Genomic DNA, 25,705 nt, shown 5'->3' with positions numbered 1-25,705 from the left:
ATCTTATATTGATGTAAGGATGTATTATTTTGATTGATAGAAATATTGAGTATGGATATGAATAGAGTATTTCGCTTTGATATTAAAGCTAGAAGTGGTGAGGCTCGATTAGGTAATATTTCTACTCCTAGAGGAAATATTAAGACGCCAGCATTTATGCCAGTTGGTACTTCCGGAACAGTGAAAGCTATGTACTTTGATCAGGTGCGTTCTATAGGAACTGATGTCATATTAGGAAATACATATCATTTAATGTTGCGGCCTGGTGCAGAACGCATTGCTCGTTTGGGTGGGCTGCATAAATTTATTCGTTGGCCACATCCCATATTAACAGATTCTGGTGGTTTTCAAGTTATGTCTCTTTCGAAACTATGTTCGGTGGATGAGCAAGGTGTCACTTTTAGGAGTCATATTGATGGTAGTTCACATCGGATGTCACCAGAGGATTCGATAAAGATTCAAGGTCTCCTAGGATCTGATATACAAATGCAACTTGATGAATGTCTGGCGTTACCGGCAAGCAGCAAAGAAATTAAACGAGCGATGGAATTGTCTTTGAGGTGGGCAGAGCGATCTCTTGTGGCATTTGGAAATCAGCCTGGTAAAGTTATGTTTGGTATTGTTCAAGGTGGAGATGACATTGATTTGAGATTGATTTCTGCTATAAAATTGAAGGAATTAGATCTTAAGGGTTATGCTATAGGTGGTTTAGCTGTTGGTGAGTCACAAGATGTAATGTTGAATGTTTTGTTTCATGTTTTGCCAGAATTGCCCTTTGAAAAGCCACGTTATTTGATGGGAGTCGGTACACCAGATGATATTTTAAAATCAGTAAATTGTGGTGTGGATATGTTTGATTGCGTTATGCCCACTCGTTCAGGTCGACATGGTTTAGCTTTTACTCGTTTTGGCAAGATAAATTTACGCAATGCAAGACATGCGGATGATATACGTCCTTTAGATGAAGAATCCGATTGTCCAGCGTTGCGTGATTATTCTCGCGCTTATTTGCATCACCTAATACATACCAATGAATCTTTGGGGGGTATGATACTTTCTTGGGCAAATCTTTTTTACTATCAGGATCTTATGGCAAAGATCAGAGATGCCATTGCTAAAGACAATTTTTCGGATTTTATGATGCAAATACAAGAAAATTGGCAGAAAGGTGATATACCTCCTCTGAATTAAGTCGCAAAATCAGCAATATTGATATTTTATGAGGAAGTGTTTGATATAGAGGATAAGGATTTAATTGTAGAATCAAAGCTTTATTGTTTGAAATTTTATGGCACGAATTACGGATAAGAAGATATTTCTTTAGATATTAAAATAATTAAAAAGTCCTTTTATATTTAATCGTATTGACGTTTTGCAGTCGTATTGATTAAAAATAGAGGCAATTTAGGATATAATGTGCCTTTTATCTTCATATGAAGTTGTGAGACCGAAGATATTTTCGAACGATTCTCGAAGGACTGTATCAATGTATTGTGTTGGATAATATTTCCCAAGGTCTTTGAGGCTAGTGACGCCATGTTGGCGGATGCCGCAAGGGACAATTCCGGAAAAATGGCTCAAATCTGGAGAAATATTCAGCGCGAATCCGTGGAAAGTGATCCATCGGCGTACTCTTATTCCAAGAGCTGCGATTTTGTATTCAGGAATAGTTTCTGTTCCGAGAGTTTTATTCTCGGGACGAGCTACCCAAATCCCAACTCTATCCTCACGACGTTCACCGCAGATGCCTAATTTTTTAAGGGTTTGAATGATAATTTCTTCAAGGGCAACTACAAAACAGCGTAGATCTTTGCGACGTTTTTTAAGATTAAGTATTACATAGACAATGCGTTGCCCAGGACCATGATAAGTATAGCTACCGCCACGTCCTGTGGGATAGATCGGAAAACGATCAGGGCATAGCAAATCACGAGGGAGTGCGCTTGTGCCACTAGTATAGAGAGGGGGGTGTTCAAGAAGCCAGACAAGCTCTGCTGCGCCATCTAGGATAGATTGGACTTCATGTTCCATGATCTTATGAGATTGTTCATAAGGAATCGGGTAATCAGTCGTCCACCAACGAACAGGAGGAAGATTCTCCTCAGGAAACATTGAGATATCTATATCTTTTCTTAACAATACAATTCCGTAAAAAAATCCAATTAATTTTGGTGCGGTCGAGAAGACTCGAACTTCCATAGGTTTCCCTACAGCGACCTCAACGCTGCGCGTATACCAAATTCCGCCACGACCGCTTCTCATGTATACTACGAATAGTTCACGTAACAAAAGCTTTTCTTGTACACAAGATTGTAATTACATTAAAGTGCAAAAATGTCTAGATTTTTACTACAAATTCAGCAAAAAAACTATAATATAGAAAAATTGATACTTTCTTTGTCGTATAAGATGAGAGTTTTTATGCTCTTTTTCTCCTCTTGCATGCACTTCGCCCAAAAGAGCTAAAAAATTTTTTTCATATCCGCTTTCGCATGGAGGGAGGGCAGAAACAACGATTTGTTGTCCTTTTCCTCTGATTCTCAAAATATTTTTAGCAAAAGCAAAAGAAAAAGCAAGAGCAAGAATGAGCGAAGTAGAAGTTGCGTGATTACAAAAACATATTTCTAACCGAGTATCAGAATTTACATATATATTCACGACGATGATGTTCTCTTTTGTTTTTAATTCAATAGGATAGATTTTTTTTGCTAAAGCATGTGGTTTGCTTCTGTTGTTTACGAAAGTCATGAGGATAAGTTTACAGAAGAAATATATATGAAATGATTAGGATAGAGAAAAATGTTATTGCGAAGAAAGAATAGTACAATAAAATGAAAAGAAAATTTGGGATGAGGAAAGGGAGAAGGATGGAGGAATGTGCTGTATTTTTCCTATATAAGGGCAATTTACTGAAAGATTTTTAGTTCTTTAAGAGGAACGAATTCTATGCGAAAGTGTCGCCTTCTTGCGAATTTCGCCCATGATCACGTGCAAGCCATTTGCGCGTTGCGGAGATAAATGATCGATTAATCCGATCTCTTTGAACGATTGTATGGCATTTATTTTTTCTATTTGACGGATAGTTTTGCCAGAATAGATGCTTATCATGATGTATAATAATCCGCGAACGATATGAGAATCTGAAAAACCCTCCAAGAACATTTTTGGATCTTGCTCTTCGTTTTCAATATGACTGATAAGCCAAATAGCGCTAGTACATCCGACTACTTTATTATCTTGTGTAAGTTTTTCCTTCGGAAGTGGTGGCAGTTTTTTCCCCAATTCAATGATATACTGATAACGATCATTCCATACGTCTATGATACGGAGATCTTGGATGATTTTGTCAAGAGGGATCACAGAAAACCACAATATAATTTCATTTATCGATAGACTATACTAACGATTCGCATTGAGTTGCGTCAAGACACGTTCGTTGATTCTAAGGAATATTTTCTGAAGGTTTAATGATAAAATTCTAGACACGATATGATGATAAGTGATTTATATGCCATAGTCATTCGATATGGGGAATGATTCGTCATTGTATTCGCTGATTTTCCCAATATATTGAGGGATTTTGTTTAATAATTGATTGACCCTTTTTAATTTTTTGTAAGACACCTCTTTTCACTTTGTGAATAATACCGCTGAAAGCGAGAGGGCATAGTATTTCTTTTCAAGATGTGAGTGATGCATTCGCCGTTAGCGATTCTCTTGATAAAAATATGGGTATGTCAGAGGACTATAGAAAAGCAAAAGCTAAGGAAAGAGGGGGATTGAATATATACCAGAAATGGATAGATTTATGGTGTGAAGTAGGGGATGGCTATTACGAGAAATCGGCAGTACTAGCCAAAAACTTCAATGAATTTGCAAGAGAAGAGTTTAACTACAATAGAAATTGGAACGGATTCCAAACCAAAACGATAGGTGAAAAGTTAGGAGAAAAATGATTTGCTGTAACTCGCAAGAAAGCCGAAGGAAAAATAGATAGATGCGTGTTCGGAGTGCGTCTTAAAACAAACTGCAACAACATAGTTAATTTGGATAAAAGACGATGAGGATAAAAATAATATAGGAAATATTTCGATCAACAAAAATCAAATACTTATATAAATAAAAACTCCCCTGTGACCCTTTTGAGGTTCTAAGCCTATTTTCTCAAGATGTCACAGGACTTATTTTCGGTTTCTGGTATACAGATGGAATCGTTAAAAAGAAGCGTTAAAAGGTTAGGGTTCGTTATTTTGCTTAATTTTGCTTACCAAACTTTTTTAACGCTATATCTATAGATGCTTTTATAGCAGGAGGATAATAATCGTTTTTGTTTCTTTCTCCATAAGATGTAAGCGGTGTTATCAAAAGAATGCTGTTGTTAATTACCATAAGCCATAATGCTTTAGGGTGTGTTTCAAAATAATCGAGCAATGAAAGTACACAACTGTTAAAAACAATAAAATACCCAGCAATAGAACATGAAAATACATTCCTCCATCGGCGCGCGTTCGTTACTTCCTTTGTGCATTCCTCTACATACTCTGTACATTGTAATTGCAGATCTTTAAGTGCATCTGATTCTTTTTGGAGGTTTTCAAGTACGATTCCTATACTTTCTATAGAAGACTGATGCTCATCTAGTATTTCTTTGTGATTGATTTTATTGCTTCGGTTTTCCCCTCTTTACCCATTATATCTTAGAAATCCCCGCTTTTTTTGCTTGTTTTGTGTAATGTTTTTGCATTATATCGTTAGATATTTTTGAATATATTCCACATTTACTGAATGAAGTATCCCAAGGCGTACCTGATTGATGTGTTTTATCGGATAAAACATAAGCATTATACTTCCCGTATTTTTTTAATACAAAATCCATCACCCTCTCTTGGTATTCGGTAAATATTCCCGAATAAGGCAGTTTAGTTTCTTCGTTAATAATAAGGGTTTTAATGTTGTTTTTCCCCCAATTTGACAAACTATGATAAATTTCTTCATAGACAGGTCCGTATCGCCAAGCTAGAGGAGACTGGTCTACAAGAGGTATATTACTAAAAGACTAGAGACCATCCGTGTGCAAAATAAACAAGTTTCAAAAGCTTCATAACACTTAGAGAATCTATACCTTGGTTCTTAACTCTTGATTTTTCTAACATGTAATTAGCTACTGCCCGAGAATCATGTGATATTTCTTTTGAGGGTAGATGACCTATGGTTTTTTTTTGTCAATGTCATGTCAATACTTTTTTGCATTATTCGTATTTTTTCAACTTTGTTGGGCATACTGCACAAAATATAAATCTTCAATATATTTATAGGGGGTCTTCTGATTCGCGGATTTTATTGTGAAAAAAGTCGTTAAAAAAGATTTAGAGTTGACACTAAAAAAATAGGACAGTCTATAGACATGTATCATGTCCCATCTTTTAAAAGGCAAGACCAAATAATGAAAAATGTTTAGTTAAATCAATAACTTGATTTTTAAATGGTGCCCCCGGCAGGACTCGAACCTGCTACCTCCTGATTACAAATCAGGCGCTCTACCAGCTGAGCTACAAGGGCTTTCTTTTTCTATTATCAAATACATCACGATAAGGCAAAAAGTCAAAGGAGAATATTTCTTATAAATAGGGATTGAACAGAATTGTAAGGATATATCTCTTCGCTTGATTGAGGAAAGCAAAATAGCGACTTCCTTGTAGCACAATTGAGATGCATCATGCAATTAGTGCAAGATGATATTTTTTGAGAAGAATGATCGTAATCAATGTGCCTCTTGGAATGAGTATTGACACAATCTATAATTGCACAAGAAGAAAACATCGGCAAAATTTATACAATGCTTCAAAGCAAAAAATCTTGTAAAAAGATCATCTCGCTGAAACCATAAGCTAGAAAATTTATTGCTTCATTGTTATTTCTCTTTTCATAATGGACGTTAGAATCTATTGTGATATCTGCTAACGAGTACTCCTCCCTATCTTCCTCTTTTTCTTGTATGCGGAGTTTGGTTAGGAGCAGTAAAAGGGTACGGCAAGCCTCTTCATGGATTATCCAGTGTTTTACCCCATGGGATATCGGGTATCCAGTTAACGTTTAGATTTTTGGAGAGAATTAGAAGCACTATATCAGACGAAGAATACCAAATACCCTAGCAATTTAAAGGGCATATAAAAAATATGGCAAAGAGTGGTTTCTGGATTTTTTTTTGAATTTTCTCTTAAATCTTAAGAGCCTAATTGAATTAGTATTCAAGAAATTGAAGCTGTGCGGTCTATCGTGCCATTACTCGTTATATGAAGGTTGCCGGTCAAGATATGAGGATATTGGAATATATCAAAAAATAGCATAGACTATCTATGCAGAAATTATTTTTTATGTAGCTGATCTTTGTTTGAGGAGAAAACATTACTGTATTTGTGTTTTTTGTGATTCTTTTTCTCCTTTCTTCTCGTCTAAAATACGTATAAAATATTATATTTATTGCCATTTGCGAGATTTTCCAAATTTTTTAGAGGATATTTTTCCTGTTTTTATACCTCAGTTCTAATCTAGTAGAATGGATAAGTTGGGGAGAAAAAATACGACGTATATCTCAATAAAATAAAGAAAAAAGCATGCTATTTGTTCGGTATTTAGGCGTTTGTCCTTTTGTACAGAAATAATTTTGCAGAAGATGAAGTAAAAAATTGATTTTGTAAATTTTAATTTTTGCTTCGTAACTCAATTCGTGGATTATGCAGTTTCATCATCGGTACTGTTCATATTTTGGAGGTTATTAATTCCAAATTATACACGTATACGTGTGTCATTAGATAAGAAAATATATTAAAATTTTATTGTAAAAATATATGCCCTAGGATTAAATTAATTCTGGTTTGTTTTGATTATAGAAAAATTGTTTAAATCTTTGATAGAGTGAGTAAAGACATGGAAATGCCCGAAATAACATTAGGTCTTCCGGATGATATTGAAGAGCAAAAAATAGCAGTACAAAGATGGTTCCAAAAACTCCAACAAATTATTTGCTCTGAATTTGAAAGACTGGAAGATGAATTGACGAGTTCTAGATCAAGTTTTCTAGTGGGGCGTTTTCAAACAAAAGATTGGTTGCGTGATAAAAATCAAACAGAAGATCTCGGAGGAGGTCGTATGTCAATTTTACGCGGTGGCAGGGTTTTCGAAAAGGCTGCCGTACATGTTTCAACAGTTTACGGAGAATTGTCATCGGATTTTAGAGATCAAGTTCCAGGTACGTCACAGAGCCCATATTTTTGGGCGACTGGTCTTTCAGGGATTGTTCATCCCTATAATCCGCATGTTCCAGTAGTTCATATCAATACACGTATGATGATTACAGGTTCATATTGGTTTGGTGGTGGGATGGATCTGACGCCCTTATTGGAATCTCGACGCAAATCAGATGACACAGATGTTTTATTTTTTCATAATTCCCTGAAAAAATTATGTGGTCAGCATAAAATAGTTGATTATGAACATTACAAAGCATGGTGTGATGAGTATTTTTTCCTTCCGCATCGACAAGAATCCAGAGGTATGGGAGGAATCTTTTTTGATAGGCTCCATTCACCTGAAGAAAAAGGAGGTTTTAATGCTGACTTTTCTTTTGTGCGCGCTTTGGGAGAGTGCTTCGTCGACATATATCCATTACTTGTGCGCCGTAATTATGATCTTCCATTCGTGGAACAAAATCGTGAAGAACAGCTTATGCGTCGTGGACGCTACGTAGAATTTAATCTTCTCTATGATAGAGGAACTAATTTTGGATTAAAAACAGGGGGTAATGTAGAAAGTATTTTATCATCAATGCCCCCTATGGTTTCGTGGACATAAGAAGTTTATCAAAAAGAAGTCAAGCTCCATTGTTCGGGGCGAGAATATAAAAGCAAAAAAGACCGAGAGACTTTAAAAATCAGTTCGGCATTTCCTGTTGTTCAATGTATTGTTTGATGATGTTATTGGAACAGTTATTCAGATGATTGTTTTGTCTATATTGTTTTCTTAATATTCCAGGTGTCGTATCTCAAGAAAATGAGCAAGTATGGAAATGGTGTTTCGTAGATATTGAAGCTAAGAGAAAACAAGATAGGGACATAGTAAGGGGAAGATCCAAGAAATCCAATAATCTTGTCACCTCCTTCACGAGTTATCTTAAAAATCCGATCGATTCTTTCTGCCGTATTCCAACTAATTTTTATAAGATCAAGAACAGGAATGTATGTCTATGGAATCCGTTAGAATTCATGAGAGTTGGAAATCTTTGCTGGAAAGTCAATTTTGCAGTGATTACATGCGACGCCTTAAAGATTTTCTTGTATCTGAAAAACAAAAAGGCAAAAGAATCTTCCCAAAAGGATCCGAGTATTTTCGTGCTTTTGATCTCACGCCATTAACAGCAGTGAAAGTGATCATAATCGGACAAGATCCCTATCATGGCTATGGTCAAGCGCATGGACTCTGTTTCAGTGTTCTTCCAAGAGTTCGCATTCCACCATCTCTTTTTAATATTTACAAAGAATTGAGAGATGATGTGCAGTTTATTCCGCCTGCGCATGGTTGCTTAGAATATTGGGCACAGCAGGGAGTGTTTTTGCTGAATACAGTACTGACAGTTGAAGAAGGACGGGCTGCTTCTCATCGGGGACGAGGATGGGAAATATTTACGGATGCTGTTATCAGTTTAGCAAACGAACATCGTCAACATATTGTTTTCATGTTATGGGGAGCTTCTGCTCGGAAGAAAAAGAATCTTTTGGACAAGAATAGGCACCTTATTCTTGAGGCGGCACATCCATCTCCATTGTCAGCACACAATGGATTTTTTGGTTGTCGCCATTTTTCTCAGGCGAATAAGTATCTTCAAGATCATGGATATATGCCCATTGATTGGCAACTATCTCTGAATCATAAATAAAAAATTTGGCTATTCTTTTCAAAACGGCAATATTCGGCTGACACAGTATTTCTTATTATCTTCAAAAATCTCAAATCATGATTTATCACAATCACGCCGACGCACTTACTTCCTTGATTATCTTTAAAAGTGTCTTTGCCTGTAGGAGTTATTTCAAGAAGATCCATTAGATAATCTGAAATCTCCACAGTAATAATCGTTTTTGCTTTCTGTATTTTGATGAAGAAGACGTTATCTTTTAAATTCAGATAACCCGGATCTACAAGCATCAGGACACCTCAGTCTTTACAAGAACGCTGAATTGTGCGGGCATTTATATTCTGGAAATATGAGTATATCCTAGAGAGTTTATGTGTCTCATAAGGTTCAATTTTCAGAGAGATTTCGTGGTATATTCTGTGAAAATCCGAGAGTAGGTGGGGCATCAGTGACCTACATCAACTAAAGAAACTCTCATCGAGATTACAGTAAAAAAATCGGAAAATTTAGATAAAGCCGTCGTGGCTATCAAAGAAGTATTTTTAGATTTTTTCAAGTAAAACGTTCGGCGATAGGTCGTCGTTTATAACATTGATAAGGCGTGTTCTTAGTTCATAGTAGGTATTTGGACGGATTGAAAAAAAGCTGTTGATACGGAAAGAGCGATGATATTTCCTATATTGTTTTTCTCTTTTTTCTCATCTTCTCATAGGCTGCGGTAGGGAGGGATGCATTTAAAAAATATCCTTTCCGTATTGGAACTCAAGAAATTAGGAGCTATGATGATTATGAAGATTTTATGCCATTATTACTTCACGTGGAATAAACCACTTAATCAAATTGTTAATTTATAAGATTGGGATTTTGCTTTGGTTCTTGGTTCTTGGTTCTTGGTTCTTGGTTCTTGGTTCTTGGTTCTTGGTTCTTGGTTCTTGGTTCTTGGTTCTAAAATGATCTTAAAAATTTGAGCAAACACTTATTCTTCTCAAGACCCGTATTTTTATAGAAATCATGGAAAAAGAGGTTCTAAAAGACGTTTTTAACTGGATTAATGATTTAGAGCCGATATAGGGTAAGAGTTGGTTCTAGATGACGTGGATATGATATTGTTTTCTAGAATAATAAAAGGTTTTCTAGAGGATGATGAAGAGGGAAGAGCAGAAAATTAGGGTGGGAATTAGGTGGAAAATCCTGCGAATATTTATTTTTCAAGATGCTTGTTTTGAACAATCTAACCACCTCTGTAACGACCAATTCCAAGATTAAAAACAAAATATCAAATGGCGGATATTCTCTTTGTGTCAAGAAATCTTAAAATAGAAGCGATGATTTCTTGGATGAATAAAGATAGCGGTGCTAAAGGGGGATGTGGCTTTGAATATTTCCGTTTTAATAATAGCCATATCACTAACAGAGAATTATAATTTATATATTAAAATCAGTGCCTTAATTTTTTTCTAACCTTGAGTTGATGTCGAGGAATTCGTTCTTGTTGTTCTCATTTTGGGAAGATATTACTGTAGTAATAGGTTTTTTTTGAAGGATTGGCATGATGTGGCTTTAGCTATTTTATGTATATTTTAAAGCGTGTACGATCGGTTTTGTAGGAAATTTCGGATTAAATCTGTTGAAATTAACAGTCAGAAATAGGATATGAGAGTTCTTTTGCGTGGTTATAAGCAATTGGGATGGGGGAAAAGAACAAGCTGAATAGAAATCAAAAGATTTTGTTGAAATAAAATCAGTTATTGGATATGGCGATACCTAGTTTTATGTTTTATAACTTAAAGATTACTGAAATTTGGGGGTGTTGTTTTGTTTTTCTTTTATAGGATAAGATCTCAAGTTTTGCTGTTTTTAGAAATTTTATCATTTCTTGGTTAGAGTGATTTGATGCTTTTTCTTTCATAAGGTGGCAGAGAGATGCTATTGAATGAAGAGGATATTTTTTTGAGGTTGAAAGTTGTTTTTTATTCAATAGAAAGCTTTGGTTTATGAAGGAAAGTTTTAGATTTTTCCCTGAATCCCTTGATTACGATCTCGCTATTCGTGCCATAAATGATGAGGCCTTTGGTCCTGGGCGTTTTGTTCGAGCTGCGATGCTTTTGCGTGAGCGGGGAATGCATGATTTAGATCTTTCTTTTCTTTGCGCTGATGGGGAAGAAATCATTGCGTCAGTTCGGATGACTCCGATTATTGCAGGTACGGTTAGAGGACATATCTTGGGTCCTATAGCAGTGCGTCCATTATATCAAAAGAGAGGTATTGGACGAAAATTAGTACAAATGGCAATTGATGCAGCTTCTAAAAATGGATCAGAAGCAATCATATTAATTGGTGATTTTCCCTATTATAGTCAGTTTGGTTTTAAACAAGTTCCGATAAACAACCTTGAATTTCCTGGGCCAGTTGATCCCAAAAGGGTGATGTTTCTTCCTCTAATAGGAGACATTGTGGAAAATTTGAAGGGAGTAGTTCGTTGTCGGGAGATATACCAAGGCAGCAAAAGTAAGGGTGTGTGAGATTGGGCATAGGAAGCCATCCCTAAATTTATCAAAGATCAGAAATTGAGCAAATAGTAATCTTTTTTGAATTTAGATATGAGAAATCCCACCATGATTTGCTGACCATTGCATTGGGGCATCTAAAAAGGACTGAACTTCTATTAAGGTTTCCTGATCAAATGAATTGAATGTTTTAGCTATCTTTAGTACATCATGCCATGATATGAGATAGTGAAGGTCTATGCCGGTCTCACGAAAACGTTTGGGTATTTCAGGAAAAATACCATAGAAAAACAAGCCTATTCCATGTTCAACTATGCCACCAACGTTGCGGATGGTATTGACGAAATCAAGCATTGATCCCCCTAAAGTAATAGAATCTTCTATGATGAGGATGCGATTTCCTTTGGAAACATGTCCTTCGACTTGAGATTTTCCTCCATGGCTTTTAAGTTTTTTTCTGACATAAATCATCGGCAAGCCAAGACGCTCTGCTAAGAATGCTGCAAATGGAATACCTGCCGTTTCCCCCCCAGCGATGACATCAATAGATTCAAATCCTATATTACGTAGTACAGTCGTTGTAGCAAAATCCATGATTGCTGAACGGACCCGTGCAAAAGAAATCAACTTGCGACAATCAATATATACAGGACTGACAATGCCTGAAGTTAATCTATAGGGTTTGTGAGGAGAAAAATGGATAGCTTTAATCTCAAAGAGCATTTTAGCCACTAACTCTGCTATAACTTCTGGTTCTGAAAATCCACTAAAAATCACTATATATACTTTCTTTTGAGGAGGTTTATGTCAATGATATCGCTTTTAAAGATCATTGACCTAAAAAGGATATCCTCTAATAGGAGGAACATTCTACCTCCCAGTATAATGGAAACTGCGGGTTGAATATAGTTATAGAGCCTGCATCTGTCACCTGTTTTTCATCAAAATTAATAGGGATATCGTGCCGTATTAAAGAAATTTTTTCTGTATTCGCGGGTAATCCATACCATTTTGCGCCATTGAGAGATATAAAGCGTTCTAATTTTTCAAGTTTTTTTTCTTGCTCAAAAACTTGTGCAAGACAACTTATGGCGTTTTTTGCAGTATAAATACCAGCACAACCTGATGCGGTTTCCTTAAAACAATCTATATGGGGAGCAGAATCAGTGCCGAGAAAAAAACGTGGATCACCAGAAACAGCTGCTTTACGAAGAGCAAGGCGGTGTTGTTCTCGTTTAGCAATTGGTAGACAATAATAATGCGGATTGATACCACCTTGAAATATTATGTTTCGATTGATGATCAGGTGGTGCACGGTAATGGATCCTGCTATATTGGCAGAATTCAAGATATATTCCACTCCATCAAGTGTTGTTATGTGTTCAAGAGTGATTTTGAGTTTTGGAAGTTTTTTGCGTAAGGGTTCCAGGATTTTTTCAATAAAAACCACTTCCCTATCAAAAATATCTATTTCAGCATCGGGTATTTCGCCATGTATGCAAAGATGCAAGCCAATTTTTTCCATCCTTTCAAGGACAGGCATCACGTTATCAATATTATGTATACCGTGATGCGAGTTTGTTGTGCTGCCGGCAGGGTAAAGTTTGACAGCTTGAATGATTCCGGAACGAAATCCTTGTTCTACATCATCAGGATTGGTGTCCTCTGTAAGATAAAGAGTCATTAAAGGGGAAAAATGATGATCTTTAGGTAATGCTGTTAAAATTCTCTCACGATAGGCTTGAGCATCAGCGCTTGTCACAATGGGAGGGATCAGATTAGGCATTATAAGAGCCCGTCTAAAATTTCGTGCGGTATCTTGGACAACGCTTTTTAATGTTTCTCCGTCTCGGAGATGGAGATGCCAGTCATCGGGGTGGCGCAAGATAAGGGTTTTCATGCTTTCTCCATGTTAAAAATTTTAGAAAATTCGCAGAAGAATCATTATGATATACAACGCATTTATACTATTAATCTAGGATTTCTTAAAATTTATTCTAGTTGGTTGAGATAAGAGATGAAAGGATATTTTTCGAAAAGGGGATTGCACGATTCTAAGATTCAATTGAAATATAGCCCTATACGGCAGGGATTCCCATTATGCACATCTGCAAAATCAAGATTAATCAAACCTTCTTTGATCATAAGATCGGTAATACAGGATACCCCTGAATAAAGAACCTGATCCGCCATGGCAAAAGCATCGGCAAATGTCGTTTTATCATTCGCTATCCGGAATAAATTCTGATTAGGAATCACGATAAGGGTATCGACTGCCTCTTGTAATTCATCGATACCAGATTCTGCCAAACGCATACGACGAGAACCTTCAAAGTGAAACGGCTTGGTTACAACACCAACGGTCAGAATCCCCTTACTACGTGCTATTTCTGCAATAACTGGAGTTGCTCCCGTTCCTGTACCACCACCCATGCCTGCAGTAACAAAACACATATGTGTATTTTCTAAATTTTGCGTAATTTCATCAATACGTTCTATCTATTACAGGATGACCCAGAATAGTAAAGACAAGGAGGAGAAAATTACGCACGCACTTTTGACATATCTCCTAAAAACATCACCAAAACTCAAAGAGTTATAGGTAAATTCACGGAGTTAGCTTTGGGTTATCAAGGCATTGACGCAAAGAACATGTCGGAAAATCCAGAATGGGTATAAAGGGTTATTGATATATAAGTCATTGTTTTAAAAGGAGCATTTTATCTTCTTGAACAAGACGTTCCGAAGTATATGTTCCTGGTTTTTAGAGTATCTCCAGTTTTGCTGTTCTCTAGCACAAATCGCATCTCGGACATTGAATTGTTTTTAATCTTGGCATTGGGGAGGGGAGGTGCGTAAGGCAAGAACGCTTTGCAAACGCATTAATGAAGAGGATCGAGAGTATGCTTCCTGCGAAATCTGCAAAGTAGTCTTTGCTGGAGGGAAGAGATTAAAAGGGCTGGTGGACAGAAGATAAATTAAGGCGGAATTGGTTTTAAATGGTGAATATTGTGAAATGCTCATAGATGGGCACCTATAAAAAGGTAGATTGCCCCTATAAATATAAGACAAAAATATTAAAATAACAATTAAAATCAATATCTTATATTTTTTATTTCATTAAGATCAACAAGGTTAGTTTAGCATTGACAGAGAAAATGGATAAGTCCAAGTTTCCTTTTTCTTGTCCTTAACTCTTACGGAAATTACAAAAACCACCTCCTCCAAAGAGGAGCTTTTTCTTTTGTAACCATGGATTCTGATGTTCTGAAGCTTCCGCTAGAAGAGGGGGGGGGTGTTATAGCTGTTTGAGCTATCTCCGCAGTAGCGTTACGAGGTTCAGAGTCTAACCAATCACAACCATTTAACAAAATAGTTGATGACAATAGTAAAGAAGTCAATGTATTCTTTTGATATCATGAACGATCTCTTTTTTTAATGAATTAATAAAATTACTTTGTACCAATTTAAAGTACAATAGAGTGAAGGGATCTATAAATTAGAAATTGCATCTTTTATCAGTCTATATTTTTTTGCTTGATCAAAAGCTTTGAGGGATTGAAGAATTAACATTCTATCGATTATAACCCTATGGTTGGTATTAGCCCTTTTACGCAAGAGCTAATTTCTTTCATTTTAGGATTTTGATACACGGATGGTATTGTGAAAAAGAGGTATTAATCTCATATCTAATCCCTAACAAAATTAGACAAACACAATCAAAAACATCAATTAAAACAATGGTTTTTTTTAAGTTTTTTCCTATAAAGTGAACGATAATACAGTGATGAATTTTCGTATGAGGCAGGAATCCACCAAAATGATCCAAACTATAGTCTGAGCGTAGTAGAAATCCTTGTTCTTCAGAACGGGAGGATCTCAAAGTATAACAGAAAAAATATTCCTTATTTCACGTATTTGTTTTGATTAATAAGATTCAGAGAAAGAATTTTGTGAAGAGTTTTTCATATTTCCAGTAAATTCGATAGAATATCGGGATACTAGAAATTATGGTCTTGTGATAGAAATGATTTCTTCTCTTGAAAGAGGCGATTCGTAATCAATTGCAATAGACTTTTTAGTAGGTATTAATATTAATCATCTTGGGTGGATGAGGGTTTTCATCCTGAGAGAAAAGCACAATTTATGGGTATGAGAGAGAAAAATATTTCTAGCCATGCAATACTCTATTTCATCAACAATCATCATGATTTTATGAGTTAATGAGAGGTATAATCACTATAAATATTTGATAAAAAAGGAAATAATGAAAAAAAATTGAAAAAATACAATTTTTAGTGATGATTTTATCATTTTTTTTTCGCATTCTTGTTGTAGATTTGAGTTTTTTAAGGGAGTTTTTTTTTGAAATGATAAAAAAGTTGAGTATCACCATACTTGCAATGTCTCTTCTTTCCGGATGTGTAATTAATCTAGATCCTTATACTCGTCAGAAGAAAGTCTCAAACAAAACCAAAGGTGCATTCTTGGGAGCGTTGACTGGTATTACAGGGGGGGCGTTTCTAGGGGATTCATCTGAATCTCGACGTAATAATGCTTTGATTTCTGGAGGTATAGGAGCTTTGATTGGAACAGGAATTGGCGGTTATATGGACAAACAGGAAAATGAATTGCGGAGCTAGTTGCAGAATACGGGTATATCTGTTAGTCGTATAGGTGACCAAATCATGTTAAATATGCCATCAAATATCACGTTTTTATTTGATAGCTTTGAAATTAGCAGTGATTTTTCCTGTCTTAGATGCTGTTGCTGTTATCTTAGATAAGTTTAAAGATACAAATTTGGAAGTCAGTGGGCATACCGATTCTATAGGAACTTTGCATACAATATGGTTCTTTCCAAGAAGCGCGCTGATGCTGTTGTTAACTATCTTATAGGATCTGGAGTAAATCCGCAAAGGATTGAGTCTATAGGATTTGCTTTTAAGAAGCCAATTAGTACTAATAATACTCAGGAAGGACGTCAGAATAATCGGCGTGTAGAAATAAAGATATCTCCCAAGAACATCTCATAACTTGAGAAAATTGAGTATTTTGGGTATAAGAATTTTTCTTTAAAGGTGTATTATGAATTGATTGATAGGTTGTTTTCCCCATCTTCTGGTTTTTTCGCAAGGAAAGATAGGTTTTTGTGAAATTTTTCTTTTCTATCTTTGAATGGATATCTATGATTTAGGGATAGAAAAGATATTTTTAATCAAGCGCTTAGTGAGATGTAATAGAGGGATTTAGTGAGATGTAATAGAGGGATATAGAATAGATGAAAGGTGATATTTAAATGATATTCGCAACTGTATTTTTTTTTATATCTTGAGATTTTGAACGAGGGAAATTGTTTTGCTCGGACGACGTGTATTGTTTTTTTTTGGGTTCTGCGTATCTATGTTTTTTTTTGGAATGCTTATTGTACCTCTGTTTATTGATTACATAGGTTTTAAGGATAGTTTAGAACATGAAGCAAGCCTTTTTATAGGAAGTAAGGTAGAAGTAAAAGGCAATGTTAGTGCCCGTATTTTGCCATCTCCTTCAATAACGCTTAATGATATACACATAGGTCAAAATGCTGACAGTTCTTTTAAATCAAGAATAGAGCGTTTTTCGATGGACGCAGAGCTTGAGCCTTTTTTATCAGGTGCAATACAAATTTCTCGTATGAACATAGAGAAGCCGAATTTAAATTTTCGGTTTTCCAAGAAAGAGCATCACAATTTATTTCAAGGAGCAGGTTTAAAGGTTCCAATTCATAAAATTGCTTTGGAAAATGTTCGCATTAAGGAAGGGAAGATAAATCTCATTGATCAGGCATCAAATCAGTCATATTTTATTTCTGATCTTAATGCAGAGATATTTGTCCATATTTTTAATCTGGATCCAAATTTCTCTTGGAATTCTATAAAAGGTTCTTTGCGATTAGAGGGCAGTGGTGATTTTGGCAAAGGACGCAATAACTTTTCACTTAAAGCCAATTTTCCTGGAGAAGGTAGTGCTATACCAGTGCAGTTGACGCTGTCTCCTGTTTCTTATCCATTGATCATTGATTTATCAGGGAATCTTCGTTGGGATGATGAATACAAACCTATTTATGGTGGTGTTTTTTCTGCTTCTGGTGATTTCTCTCGATTTTTGGGGATAGAAAATTCTTTGGGAAAAGCGAATATCTCAGGAGATTTTGAATTTAGCAATGGCAATATGCGTATATCGAGTTATAAATTTGAGGCAGATTCCTCTCTTGAGAAGAAACCCTCTCGTCTCTTAACAGAAAACTAGTTTTTGTGTTTGGATCTCATTAAAATTTTTTCACTTTAATGGATAGAAATTACAATCTAAATTTTTAAAAACCGGTTTTATGGAATATAAATAGTATTTTTTGGCAAAGATAATGCAAGTCCATTATTTTTTTCTAAAAGTATCTAATGATACTACTGACGCTAAATTCTTTTTGCTTTTTTCGTCAAGATTAGAGGATTGCATTGCGCCGCAATCAACTTTCGATTCATCTTTCTTTGTATCTTCTTCGGTAAAAACGTCGAATTCAAGCTCGAAATTGACGGAAGGATCATAAAAACCTCGAATAGAATTAAAAGGAACAATCAAGCGCTCAGGTATATTAGAGAAAGAAAGTCCTACTTCGAATTGTGTTTCGGAAACTTTAAGATCCCAAAATTGATTTTGAAGCACAATGGTCATTTGTTTAGGATAGTTTTTCCTAAGATTTGGGGAGATACGCACACCACGGGCATTCGTCAGAAAAGTTATAAAGAAATAGTGATCTCCTGGGAGATGGCCTGTAGATTCTACCTCTGTTAGAACAGTTCTTATAAAGCCTCTTAACGCATCTTTAGCAAGAATATCATAACGAATATGATCGCCACTCATGTTTATCCATCCGATTAGAAAAAGTCTTATAGTAAGACTTAACAAAAGGAGGCTTTTTGTTGCCAGGTGCCTCCCGAACCCCGCCTGTCAGTGCAACCCTTTCAGGACTTAAAATTCAGGACTTTAAGCCGCCAAAGCGGTTGAAGTTCCCTGAGCATAGTTATCATTTGCAACTATAGTTTTAGTCCGATAACGGTGGTACAATGCCGAGCGAACTTCCAATCTTTACCCCCTTGTCTATCCTGTTTCGCCCCCTCTGTAAGGACAAGGCTGATTGCCATAAAGCCCTCAAGAAACACATGGTGGAGGCGCCGGGCACTGCCCCCGGGTCCAATAGGCTTATTGCATTAGGTATTTATCGCCATATTCCTTTTCATAACTAGGACGCATTAATTATACACGTATTTGCCTGGTCTTGTCATTAAAATAATGTTTATTGATAAAAATAAATCGTTTCGTGGTGCATATGAGCGAAACTAAGTACTTTTTAATCAGAAGAGTCAGGGAATTATGGGATAGCAGTTTTTGGTTCTTTATCATATATGCTGTTGATGGTTATGGGATTTTTTATCCCTCTAGGCATTTTCTTTTCCGCTCTATAATGCATGGATGAGCAAATATATTATGATTGTTGGCAATAAGTATTAGATTTTTTTCAAGAATGTTATATATAGGACATGATATTCTTATTAAGAAGATTGGCAAGGAAAGGGAATGCAAGTATACCTTAATCTTCTTCGTCATGTGATGGCTTCTGGATCGGATCGATTAGACCGTACAGGTGTTGGTACGCGTAGTGTATTTGGCTATCAGATGCGCTTTGATTTGTCTGCAGGATTTCCCTTATTAACTACGAAAAAGATGCATGTTAAGTCTATTATTCATGAACTTTTGTGGTTTTTAAGAGGAGATAGTAATGTTTCCTATCTCAAAAGTAATGGCGTTAGGATCTGGAACGAATGGGCTGATGAGAAGGGAGAACTTGGTCCTGTATATGGAGTGCAGTGGCGTTCTTGGCCAGACTACGAAGGTAATACAATTGATCAAATCTCTTCTATTATTAAAAGCTTGCGAACCGATCCCTATTCTCGACGTCATATTGTATCGGCTTGGAATGTTGCTTTGATCAATAAAATGGCATTGCCGCCGTGTCATTGTCTTTTTCAATTTTATGTTGATAACGGGAAGCTTTCTTGTCATCTTTATCAGCGTTCAGGGGATGTTTTCCTTGGAATTCCCTTTAATATAGCATCGTATTCGCTTCTGACGATGATGTTGGCAAGTGTAATAGGATTTCAATATGGTGAGTTCATTCATACGCTTGGAGATACGCATTTGTATAACGACCATTTTGAGCAAGCGCATTTACAGCTTTCTCGGTCACCGAAAGCTTTACCTATAATGAAGATTAACCCCAATGTTGTGGATTTATTTAAGTTTCAATATGAGGATTTTGTTTTGGAATCTTATGAATCACATCCGGCTATTTTTGCATCAATTGCGGTATGAATTATTCAAAAAAAATCATTTTGATAGCTGCAGTAGCGCGTAATGGTGTTATTGGCTGTGGTGGAAAGATGCCCTGGAGGATTTCTTCTGATTTAAAGCACTTTAAAGCACAGACTCTTGGGAATCCGATTGTTATGGGTCGTAATACGTTTAAAGCAATAGGGAAAGCTTTGCCTGATAGATTTAATATCGTAATAACCCGTAATGATGATTTAGATGAACGTGAAGTGATTACTGAGATTTCTATACAGGACGCTTTGGATACAGCTTCCAAAGTGGGCGGTGAAAAAATATTTGTGATAGGAGGTGGAGAAGTTTATGCTCAGACGATAATCTTGGCAGATGAATTGTATATTACGCATGTTGAGGCTGAAATTAAAGGGGATGTGTTTTTCCCTGAAATTGATCCTACTATTTGGAAAAAAGAAAAAGAAATTTCGTTTTCTCCAGAAGAAAACGACGAATATAAAACACGATTTGCAATATATTTTCGCTCTTAAAAGAAAACAAATGCTATTCTCGTATGCCTTGGAGTGATTTTAGTTGAAATCCTTGGCTATTGTAGTTATTGATATGCAATATAGTTATTGAGTATTTTAGTATTTTAGTATTTTAGTTGTTGTTTAAAAATATAAATTTTGAGAGGGTCTTTGATGCCTTGGAGTAATCAGAGCGGTGGCGGTCCATGGGGTACACGCCAATCTAATTCGCCAGAGGGAGGGTCTTCTCCGCCAGATTTTACCAAGTTAGTAGATGGCATGAGAGACAAGATGCATTCGCTTCCTCCTTTGGGGACTTGTGGAATTTTTTTTATATTTTGCCTTTTTGGTTTCTTTCTCTGTCTTTTCCAGTCCGTGTATATTGTGCATTCTGATGAAAGAGCCGTTGAATTGCATTTTGGTAAGCCAAAGGAGGAAATTTTTCTTCCCGGTCTCCATATGATGTTTTGGCCTATTGAGAAAGTTGAGATTGTCAAAGTTACAGAACGACAGATGAATATTGGTAGCCAGGTTAGTGATAATTCCAGCAGTGGTTTGATGCTCACCGGCGATCAGAATATTGTGAGTGTGCAGTTTTCCATTCTCTATACGGTCAGTGATCCTCAATTATATCTTTTTAGTCTCGAACGTTCCGGAGAAACTTTGCGACAAGTTGCTGAAAGTGCTATGCGCGAAGTAGTAGGAAGAAGAAGTGCCGTAGATATTTTTCGCTCCCAGCGTCAACAGATCGCTTTAGATGTTCGGTCTGTTATTCAAAAGGCTATGGATTCTTACAAATCTGGTATCGTGATAAATACCGTATCTATCGAAGATGCTTCTCCTCCTCGTGAGGTTGCGGATGCTTTTGATGAGGTGCAACGTGCGGAGCAAGATGAGGATCGTTTTGTTGAGGAATCCAATAAATATTCTAATCGAGTATTAGGATCTGCGCGAGGTAATGCGTCGCGGATTCGAGAAGCCTCCATTGCTTATAAAGATCGTGTTGTACAGGAAGCACGAGGGGAAGCGGATCGTTTCTTGTCAGTTTACGGGCAATATGTACATGCTCCTGATTTGGTTAGGAAGAGGCTTTATGTGGAAGCCATGGAGGATATTCTGAAAAAATCGAAAAAGATAATCATCGACAAGGATCAATCTACGGTGCCTTATTTGCCTCTCAATGAGGTTTTTTCTAGCAAGAGAAAAGAAGAGAAATCAGGAGATGGAAATGCCGTTGAATAGGTTTGCTATTGGTTTTTTGGCGTTATTATTCCCTGTGCTTGGAATATTGTTTTCTTCTTTCTTGGTTGTTGATCCGTATAAACAGGCTGTTGTTGTGAGATTTGGAAACATTCGCTCTGTTTATACGGAGCCAGGTATTTATTTTAAAATGCCGTTTGATTTTTTGAATTTCGATCGAGATAGATATCTTCAGAAGCAAGCTTTACGTTTAGATCTTGATAACATTCGAGTCCAGGTTACTGATGGGAAGTTTTATGAAGTTGATGCCATGATGATCTATCGAATAGTTGATGCCCATTTATTTTGTAAGACGGTCTCTGGTGATCGTGTTGTAGCGGAGTCTCGTTTGCGTACTCGCCTTGATGCTTCTCTGCGGCGTGTTTATGGATTGCGTCGTTTCGATGAGGCGTTATCTGAGCAGTCTGATGCAATGATGATTGAGGTGCGAGATGATTTGCGCAAGGATGCTGAGACATTAGGTATTCAAGTGGAAGATGTCCGCATACGGCGTACTGACCTTACACAAGAGGTTTCGCAGCAAACTTATGATCGTATGAAAGCAGAGCGTCTTGCAGAGGCGGAATTCATTCGTGCTCGAGGAAGAGAAGAAGGTCAGAGGCGTATGTCTATAGCTGATCGTAAGGCAACAGCAATCTTATCTGAAGCAAAACGTGATTCTGATATAAATTACGGTCAGGGTGAGGCAGAACGAAGCCGTATTCTTACTGCCGCACATAAGAAAGATCCTGTCTTTTTTGATTTTTATCGTTCTATAAGGGCTTATGTGAATGCACTATCTTCTTCAGATACTTCTCTTGTGCTTTCGCCACATTCAGATTTTTTCAAATATTTTAATCATTCCTAGGAAATAAAAAAGAATCTTTCTGCAATCAAAAATTGACGTTTCTTTTTGGTTGCAGATTTTTTTTGATAAATATTTTTAAAGGAAGATTTTTTAGGGAAAAAAGAGGCATTTCAAGGTGTTTAGAGAAGCCTTCTAGAGATATTTTTAGATTTATGCCAGTCATTTTAGGCTACTGGTATATGGATGGTATTGTGAGAAAGAGAAGGTGTTAAAGTGGTACCCCCAAAAAGGATGGACAAAATAAATAAAAATATTCAGTAAAAACAATAATTTATTTTTAATGATTGAACTCGTTTTATCTCATAAAATCTTCGGCGGTATGAGACATCTTTAAGAGAAGCAAGCATCTCCCTTTTAGAGATAATCTTGATGAGGGGAAGATTGGGGAAGATTCAAGAAGTTTTTTGAGAGTTTTAATGATGATGCCAGCTTTGATCTATAGGACACAAGCATCTTTCTACTATCATTTTTTTCTGAATTTAGAACGGAATAAGATTTGAATGGTTTATTAAATATGCGTCCAAGTTTGTGTAGTAATACATCCCTGATATAGAGATGACTTTGTTGTTTTAGTGTTGTCGTTTAAAGTATCATGATTATACGGCGGGCTTTATTTTAGATTGAGGCTATTCGCGGAAGAGATGAAGTTTCTCTCGGAAGAGGATGAAAATTTGAGTTTTGAAGAGGATAAGTAAGACAATAAGATTCCTCATCCTTGCGTAAAGATAGAACGATTATTCCTTTGTTTTCTAGGTTGCCGTAATTGGAAAAGTCATAGCTTTCGTTCTTCTATTCTATTGAGGAACAACGATTTCTTTTTCTTTATATCCTTGAATATATAGGAGGGATTTTAGGTCGCCGTGATCAATGCGGATCTTTGCTTGTTCTGCTAGAATGGGTTTGGCATGCAGGGCAACTCCAGATCCTGCAAGTTGTATCATTTCTAGGTCATTCTTACCATCGCCGACAGCTAAGGCGTCTTCAGGACAAATGTTAAGCATATCTGAGGTTTCTCGTAAAATATTAGACTTTGTCGTATGATCAAGAATCGGTTCTAAAACTTTTCCCGTGAACTTTCCATTTTCTTCCATTAAATGATTGGCGTAGTATTTATCAAATCCGATGTCATGCGCAACAATACTGGCAAAAACTGTAAATCCACCTGAGACAAGTATAGTGAAAGCCCCATTCTTTTTCATTGTATGGATAAGCTCATATCCTCCTGGTGTATATGTGATGCGTTCGCTCATAATGGAATTAACGATTTTGGTGGGAATTCCTTTTAACAAAGACACTCTTTCGCGCAGTGAATCTTGAAATGGCATTTTTCCATTCATTGCAAGAGAAGTGAGATGAGATACTTTGTCTTTTATTCCTATTGTATCTGCAAGTTCATCAATGCACTCTTGTTTTATCATAGTAGAATCCATATCAGCGACTAGGAGGCTCTTACGTCTATTTTCAGTTTTATGTATAACGATATCAATAGGTCTACCGGCAATAATGGAATGTAGTATTTTTCTATAAGAATCGGCGATTGTATTCGGAGGGAGAATAATATCACAAGCAATGCTATCTGCAAGCCAGCAAATACTTGAAGCATTTACTGTTGTCATTATCTGTTCAACAAGAGATTTATTGAGTATGGGATTTGACTGATGAGTAATAAGTGTGACAACAAGAGCCATTATGATTATCCTTCCAAAAAACACTAAAGCTATCTTGATAACTGGACCGACGGCGAGTGGTAAGTCATTATTTGCGTTGAAATTGGCCTCTGAATTGAATGGTGAGGTTATTAATGCGGATAGTATGCAAGTTTATGATACACTCTGCGTTCTTACTTCTCGACCATCTGTTGAGCAAATACAATGTGTTCCTCATTCCCTTTATGGACATGTTTCTGCTCATCATGCTTATTCTACCGGACAATGGTTGCATTGTGCTATTAAAAAGATCAAAGAAGTACAGAAGAGAGATCGTTTGCCGATAGTGGTAGGCGGAACAGGGCTTTATTTTCGTGCATTAACAGGCAACTTTTCTGTTATGCCGCCAATACCGAATACAGTTAGAAAAGCTATTCGTAAAAGATTAGAAAAATATGGTCCACATATTCTTCATGAGGAGTTATTCAAGCTTGATTCGATTTCCGCCAATAGAATAAATCGTTCTGACGGACAAAGAATTGCCCGTGCTCTTGAGATTTTTATGGTTTCTGGTCAATCAATAACAGAGCTTTGGAAGAGTGCAGAGAAATTAACATCAGCGCCAGCGATATCGTCTTTATCAACGCATAAGATTATCATTCTTCCTGAACGTAGTTGTTTACAGAAAAAAATCCGCCAACGTTTTCAACACATGCTGGATAAGGGTGCAGTAGATGAGGTTAAGGATTTGATGGCAATGAAATTATCGCCAGATTTGCCAATAATGAAAGCAATAGGTGTGCGAGATATTATGTCTATGCTGAGAGGAGAAATCAAATATGAGGAAGCATTACAGAGAGGAATTACAGCTACTAATCGATACGCTAAAAGGCAGATCACCTGGTTTTGTCATCAGTTTAATGAAGATTGGGAAAGGGTGTCTTCTGTAGATGATTTTATATAAAGTGATTTCAAGCTACATGCTGAATGACACTATTCGGTTCAAAAGGGAAAAATTTCTTTTTTTCGAGCTAAATCCATGTTAAAAATAAAAAAGTTTTTTCGAGCAAGCATTTGATTATGCTTATAATATTTCATATATTAGCTTAGTAAACCATGTTTTATGGACTTGTAAAATGAGAGAAGTATTATTATTTGGTATATAAAGAAAAGAATCAGGATCTGCTACATAGCACATTAGCAAATCTTCAAGGTTAGTTATCATAACGCCGAAAAATCCGCATGACGGAAGCTAAATGAACTAATGAACGATCAAAGATTATTAGAAAGATACAATAACGGAGATACAAAAACAGTCTCCGATCATGACAAACTTCATAAAAAAATCAGTAAAGGATTATAAAATGCAAAAACATATTAAAGATATCCTGAATAAGATCAGGACAGGTCTCTCGGATTGTATAGTGATACGTACTAATTAAAAAAGTGTTTCGTTGACAAAATAAAGAGCAACAATTATTCCATTCATTATAGAGCGTTTTATATGTCTTTTAGGTTTTTTTAGGGAATAATCACTTGTATTTGTCTTAAATAGGTAAATAAGCATTATTCATGCGATTTAAAAAGGTTATTATACCTATTGAATTGTGTTGTCTTTCCATGATTTTTATGCCTACAGCAGAATTCTA

General features: G+C 36.2%; 21 protein-coding genes, 2 tRNA genes, 1 other RNA gene and 2 pseudogenes. 14 read left to right on the top strand and 12 right to left on the bottom strand.

Annotation, left to right across the window (positions count from 1 at the left end):
- The first annotated feature begins 57 nt into the window (after positions 1-57).
- Entirely contained in the window at positions 58-1,191 is a 1,134-nt protein-coding gene (tgt, locus tag H0G72_RS02755; RefSeq protein WP_182017266.1) for a tRNA guanosine(34) transglycosylase Tgt, read from the top strand.
- A gap of 213 nt (positions 1,192-1,404) precedes the next feature.
- Here the strand turns inward: tgt and lipB are convergent, their stop codons facing one another.
- The 4 genes from lipB to H0G72_RS02735 all read right to left on the bottom strand — a co-directional run bounded on the left by lipB (position 1,405) and on the right by H0G72_RS02735 (position 3,372).
- Positions 1,405-2,199, bottom strand: coding sequence for a lipoyl(octanoyl) transferase LipB (gene lipB / locus H0G72_RS02750; protein WP_259345111.1), 795 nt, complete (start codon positions 2,197-2,199; stop codon positions 1,405-1,407).
- Positions 2,170-2,255 (bottom strand) — tRNA-Leu (locus H0G72_RS02745). The genes lipB and H0G72_RS02745 overlap by 30 nt, the downstream gene beginning before the upstream one ends.
- 94 nt (positions 2,256-2,349) lie before the next feature.
- Positions 2,350-2,658: a hypothetical protein gene (locus H0G72_RS02740; RefSeq protein WP_182017261.1), complete on the bottom strand. Its 309-nt coding sequence runs from the start codon at positions 2,656-2,658 to the stop codon at positions 2,350-2,352.
- Positions 2,659-2,928: 270 nt separating this feature from the next.
- Positions 2,929-3,372, bottom strand: a complete 444-nt coding sequence (locus H0G72_RS02735) for a SufE family protein (protein WP_220456086.1) — start codon at positions 3,370-3,372, stop codon at positions 2,929-2,931.
- Between the two features lie 314 nt (positions 3,373-3,686).
- Here H0G72_RS02735 and H0G72_RS02730 point away from each other — a divergent pair, with 314 nt between their 5' ends.
- Entirely contained in the window at positions 3,687-3,956 is a 270-nt protein-coding gene (locus H0G72_RS02730; protein ID WP_182017259.1) for a hypothetical protein, read from the top strand.
- Positions 3,957-4,690: 734 nt separating this feature from the next.
- Here the strand turns inward: H0G72_RS02730 and H0G72_RS02725 are convergent.
- Positions 4,691-5,044, bottom strand: coding sequence for a Panacea domain-containing protein (locus H0G72_RS02725; protein WP_182017264.1), 354 nt, complete (start codon positions 5,042-5,044; stop codon positions 4,691-4,693).
- Between the two features lie 439 nt (positions 5,045-5,483).
- Positions 5,484-5,559, bottom strand: a tRNA-Thr gene (locus H0G72_RS02720).
- Positions 5,560-6,927: 1,368 nt separating this feature from the next.
- Here H0G72_RS02720 and hemF point away from each other — a divergent pair.
- From hemF to H0G72_RS02705, 4 genes are all read left to right on the top strand, one after another.
- Positions 6,928-7,851 (top strand): oxygen-dependent coproporphyrinogen oxidase, encoded by a 924-nt coding sequence (gene hemF / locus H0G72_RS02715; RefSeq protein ID WP_182017258.1) that lies wholly within the window; start codon positions 6,928-6,930, stop codon positions 7,849-7,851.
- Between the two features lie 385 nt (positions 7,852-8,236).
- Entirely contained in the window at positions 8,237-8,932 is a 696-nt protein-coding gene (gene ung, locus H0G72_RS02710; protein ID WP_182017257.1) for a uracil-DNA glycosylase, read from the top strand.
- A 1,277-nt stretch (positions 8,933-10,209) separates the two neighbouring features.
- Complete coding sequence (locus H0G72_RS06230) at positions 10,210-10,335, top strand: hypothetical protein (RefSeq protein WP_259345110.1); 126 nt, start codon at positions 10,210-10,212, stop codon at positions 10,333-10,335.
- Between the two features lie 570 nt (positions 10,336-10,905).
- Positions 10,906-11,433, top strand: coding sequence for a GNAT family N-acetyltransferase (locus tag H0G72_RS02705; RefSeq protein ID WP_182017256.1), 528 nt, complete (start codon positions 10,906-10,908; stop codon positions 11,431-11,433).
- Between the two features lie 72 nt (positions 11,434-11,505).
- Here the strand turns inward: H0G72_RS02705 and H0G72_RS02700 are convergent, their stop codons facing one another.
- The 3 genes and pseudogenes from H0G72_RS02700 to H0G72_RS02690 form a co-directional block, all read right to left on the bottom strand.
- Entirely contained in the window at positions 11,506-12,195 is a 690-nt protein-coding gene (locus H0G72_RS02700; RefSeq protein ID WP_182017255.1) for an orotate phosphoribosyltransferase, read from the bottom strand.
- 76 nt (positions 12,196-12,271) lie between these two features.
- The gene (gene pyrC, locus H0G72_RS02695; protein ID WP_182017254.1) at positions 12,272-13,318 is read right to left on the bottom strand and encodes a dihydroorotase; all 1,047 of its coding nucleotides are present in this window, start codon (positions 13,316-13,318) and stop codon (positions 12,272-12,274) included.
- A gap of 197 nt (positions 13,319-13,515) precedes the next feature.
- Positions 13,516-13,914: pseudogene (locus tag H0G72_RS02690) on the bottom strand (cell division protein FtsZ); the annotation flags it as partial.
- Positions 13,915-14,269: 355 nt separating this feature from the next.
- Between H0G72_RS02690 and H0G72_RS06425 the strand changes: the two are divergent.
- The 3 genes and pseudogenes from H0G72_RS06425 (at position 14,270) to H0G72_RS02680 (ending at position 17,706) form a co-directional block, all read left to right on the top strand.
- On the top strand, positions 14,270-14,395 hold the full coding sequence (locus H0G72_RS06425) for a glycoside hydrolase family protein (RefSeq protein ID WP_409049316.1): 126 nt from the start codon (positions 14,270-14,272) through the stop codon (positions 14,393-14,395).
- Positions 14,396-15,788: 1,393 nt separating this feature from the next.
- A pseudogene (locus H0G72_RS02685) lies at positions 15,789-16,454 on the top strand (YiaD family glycine zipper/OmpA-like lipoprotein).
- A gap of 367 nt (positions 16,455-16,821) precedes the next feature.
- Positions 16,822-17,706, top strand: a complete 885-nt coding sequence (locus H0G72_RS02680; protein ID WP_182017253.1) for an AsmA family protein — start codon at positions 16,822-16,824, stop codon at positions 17,704-17,706.
- A gap of 123 nt (positions 17,707-17,829) precedes the next feature.
- Here H0G72_RS02680 and H0G72_RS02675 read toward each other — a convergent pair whose 3' ends face one another.
- Together H0G72_RS02675 and ssrA are read right to left on the bottom strand one after the other, a co-directional pair.
- Entirely contained in the window at positions 17,830-18,315 is a 486-nt protein-coding gene (locus tag H0G72_RS02675) for an SspB family protein (RefSeq protein ID WP_182017252.1), read from the bottom strand.
- A gap of 44 nt (positions 18,316-18,359) precedes the next feature.
- Positions 18,360-18,740: a transfer-messenger RNA gene (gene ssrA / locus H0G72_RS02670) on the bottom strand.
- 289 nt (positions 18,741-19,029) lie between these two features.
- On the opposite strand from ssrA, the gene H0G72_RS02665 reads away from it, so the two are divergent.
- The 4 genes from H0G72_RS02665 to hflC all read left to right on the top strand — a co-directional run bounded on the left by H0G72_RS02665 (position 19,030) and on the right by hflC (position 22,410).
- Positions 19,030-19,824 carry a thymidylate synthase gene (locus H0G72_RS02665; RefSeq protein WP_182017251.1) on the top strand — a complete coding sequence of 265 codons (795 nt, stop codon included), beginning with the start codon at positions 19,030-19,032 and terminating at the stop codon, positions 19,822-19,824.
- On the top strand, positions 19,821-20,324 hold the full coding sequence (locus tag H0G72_RS02660) for a dihydrofolate reductase (RefSeq protein WP_182017250.1): 504 nt from the start codon (positions 19,821-19,823) through the stop codon (positions 20,322-20,324). The genes H0G72_RS02665 and H0G72_RS02660 overlap by 4 nt, the downstream gene beginning before the upstream one ends.
- Positions 20,325-20,477: 153 nt before the next feature.
- On the top strand, positions 20,478-21,545 hold the full coding sequence (hflK, locus tag H0G72_RS02655; RefSeq protein ID WP_182017249.1) for an FtsH protease activity modulator HflK: 1,068 nt from the start codon (positions 20,478-20,480) through the stop codon (positions 21,543-21,545).
- The gene (gene hflC / locus H0G72_RS02650; RefSeq protein ID WP_182017248.1) at positions 21,532-22,410 is read left to right on the top strand and encodes a protease modulator HflC; all 879 of its coding nucleotides are present in this window, start codon (positions 21,532-21,534) and stop codon (positions 22,408-22,410) included. Before hflK ends, hflC begins: the two co-directional genes overlap by 14 nt.
- 794 nt (positions 22,411-23,204) lie before the next feature.
- Here hflC and serB read toward each other — a convergent pair.
- Positions 23,205-24,098 (bottom strand): phosphoserine phosphatase SerB, encoded by an 894-nt coding sequence (gene serB / locus H0G72_RS02645; protein WP_182017247.1) that lies wholly within the window; start codon positions 24,096-24,098, stop codon positions 23,205-23,207.
- A 1-nt stretch (position 24,099) separates the two neighbouring features.
- On the opposite strand from serB, the gene miaA reads away from it, so the two are divergent.
- Positions 24,100-25,020, top strand: coding sequence for a tRNA (adenosine(37)-N6)-dimethylallyltransferase MiaA (gene miaA, locus H0G72_RS02640; protein WP_182017246.1), 921 nt, complete (start codon positions 24,100-24,102; stop codon positions 25,018-25,020).
- Positions 25,021-25,705 lie beyond the last annotated feature (685 nt).

This window comes from Candidatus Liberibacter sp. (assembly GCF_014048425.1).
GTDB lineage: Bacteria > Pseudomonadota > Alphaproteobacteria > Rhizobiales > Rhizobiaceae > Liberibacter.
This window is presented reverse-complemented; position numbering and strand designations above follow the sequence as displayed.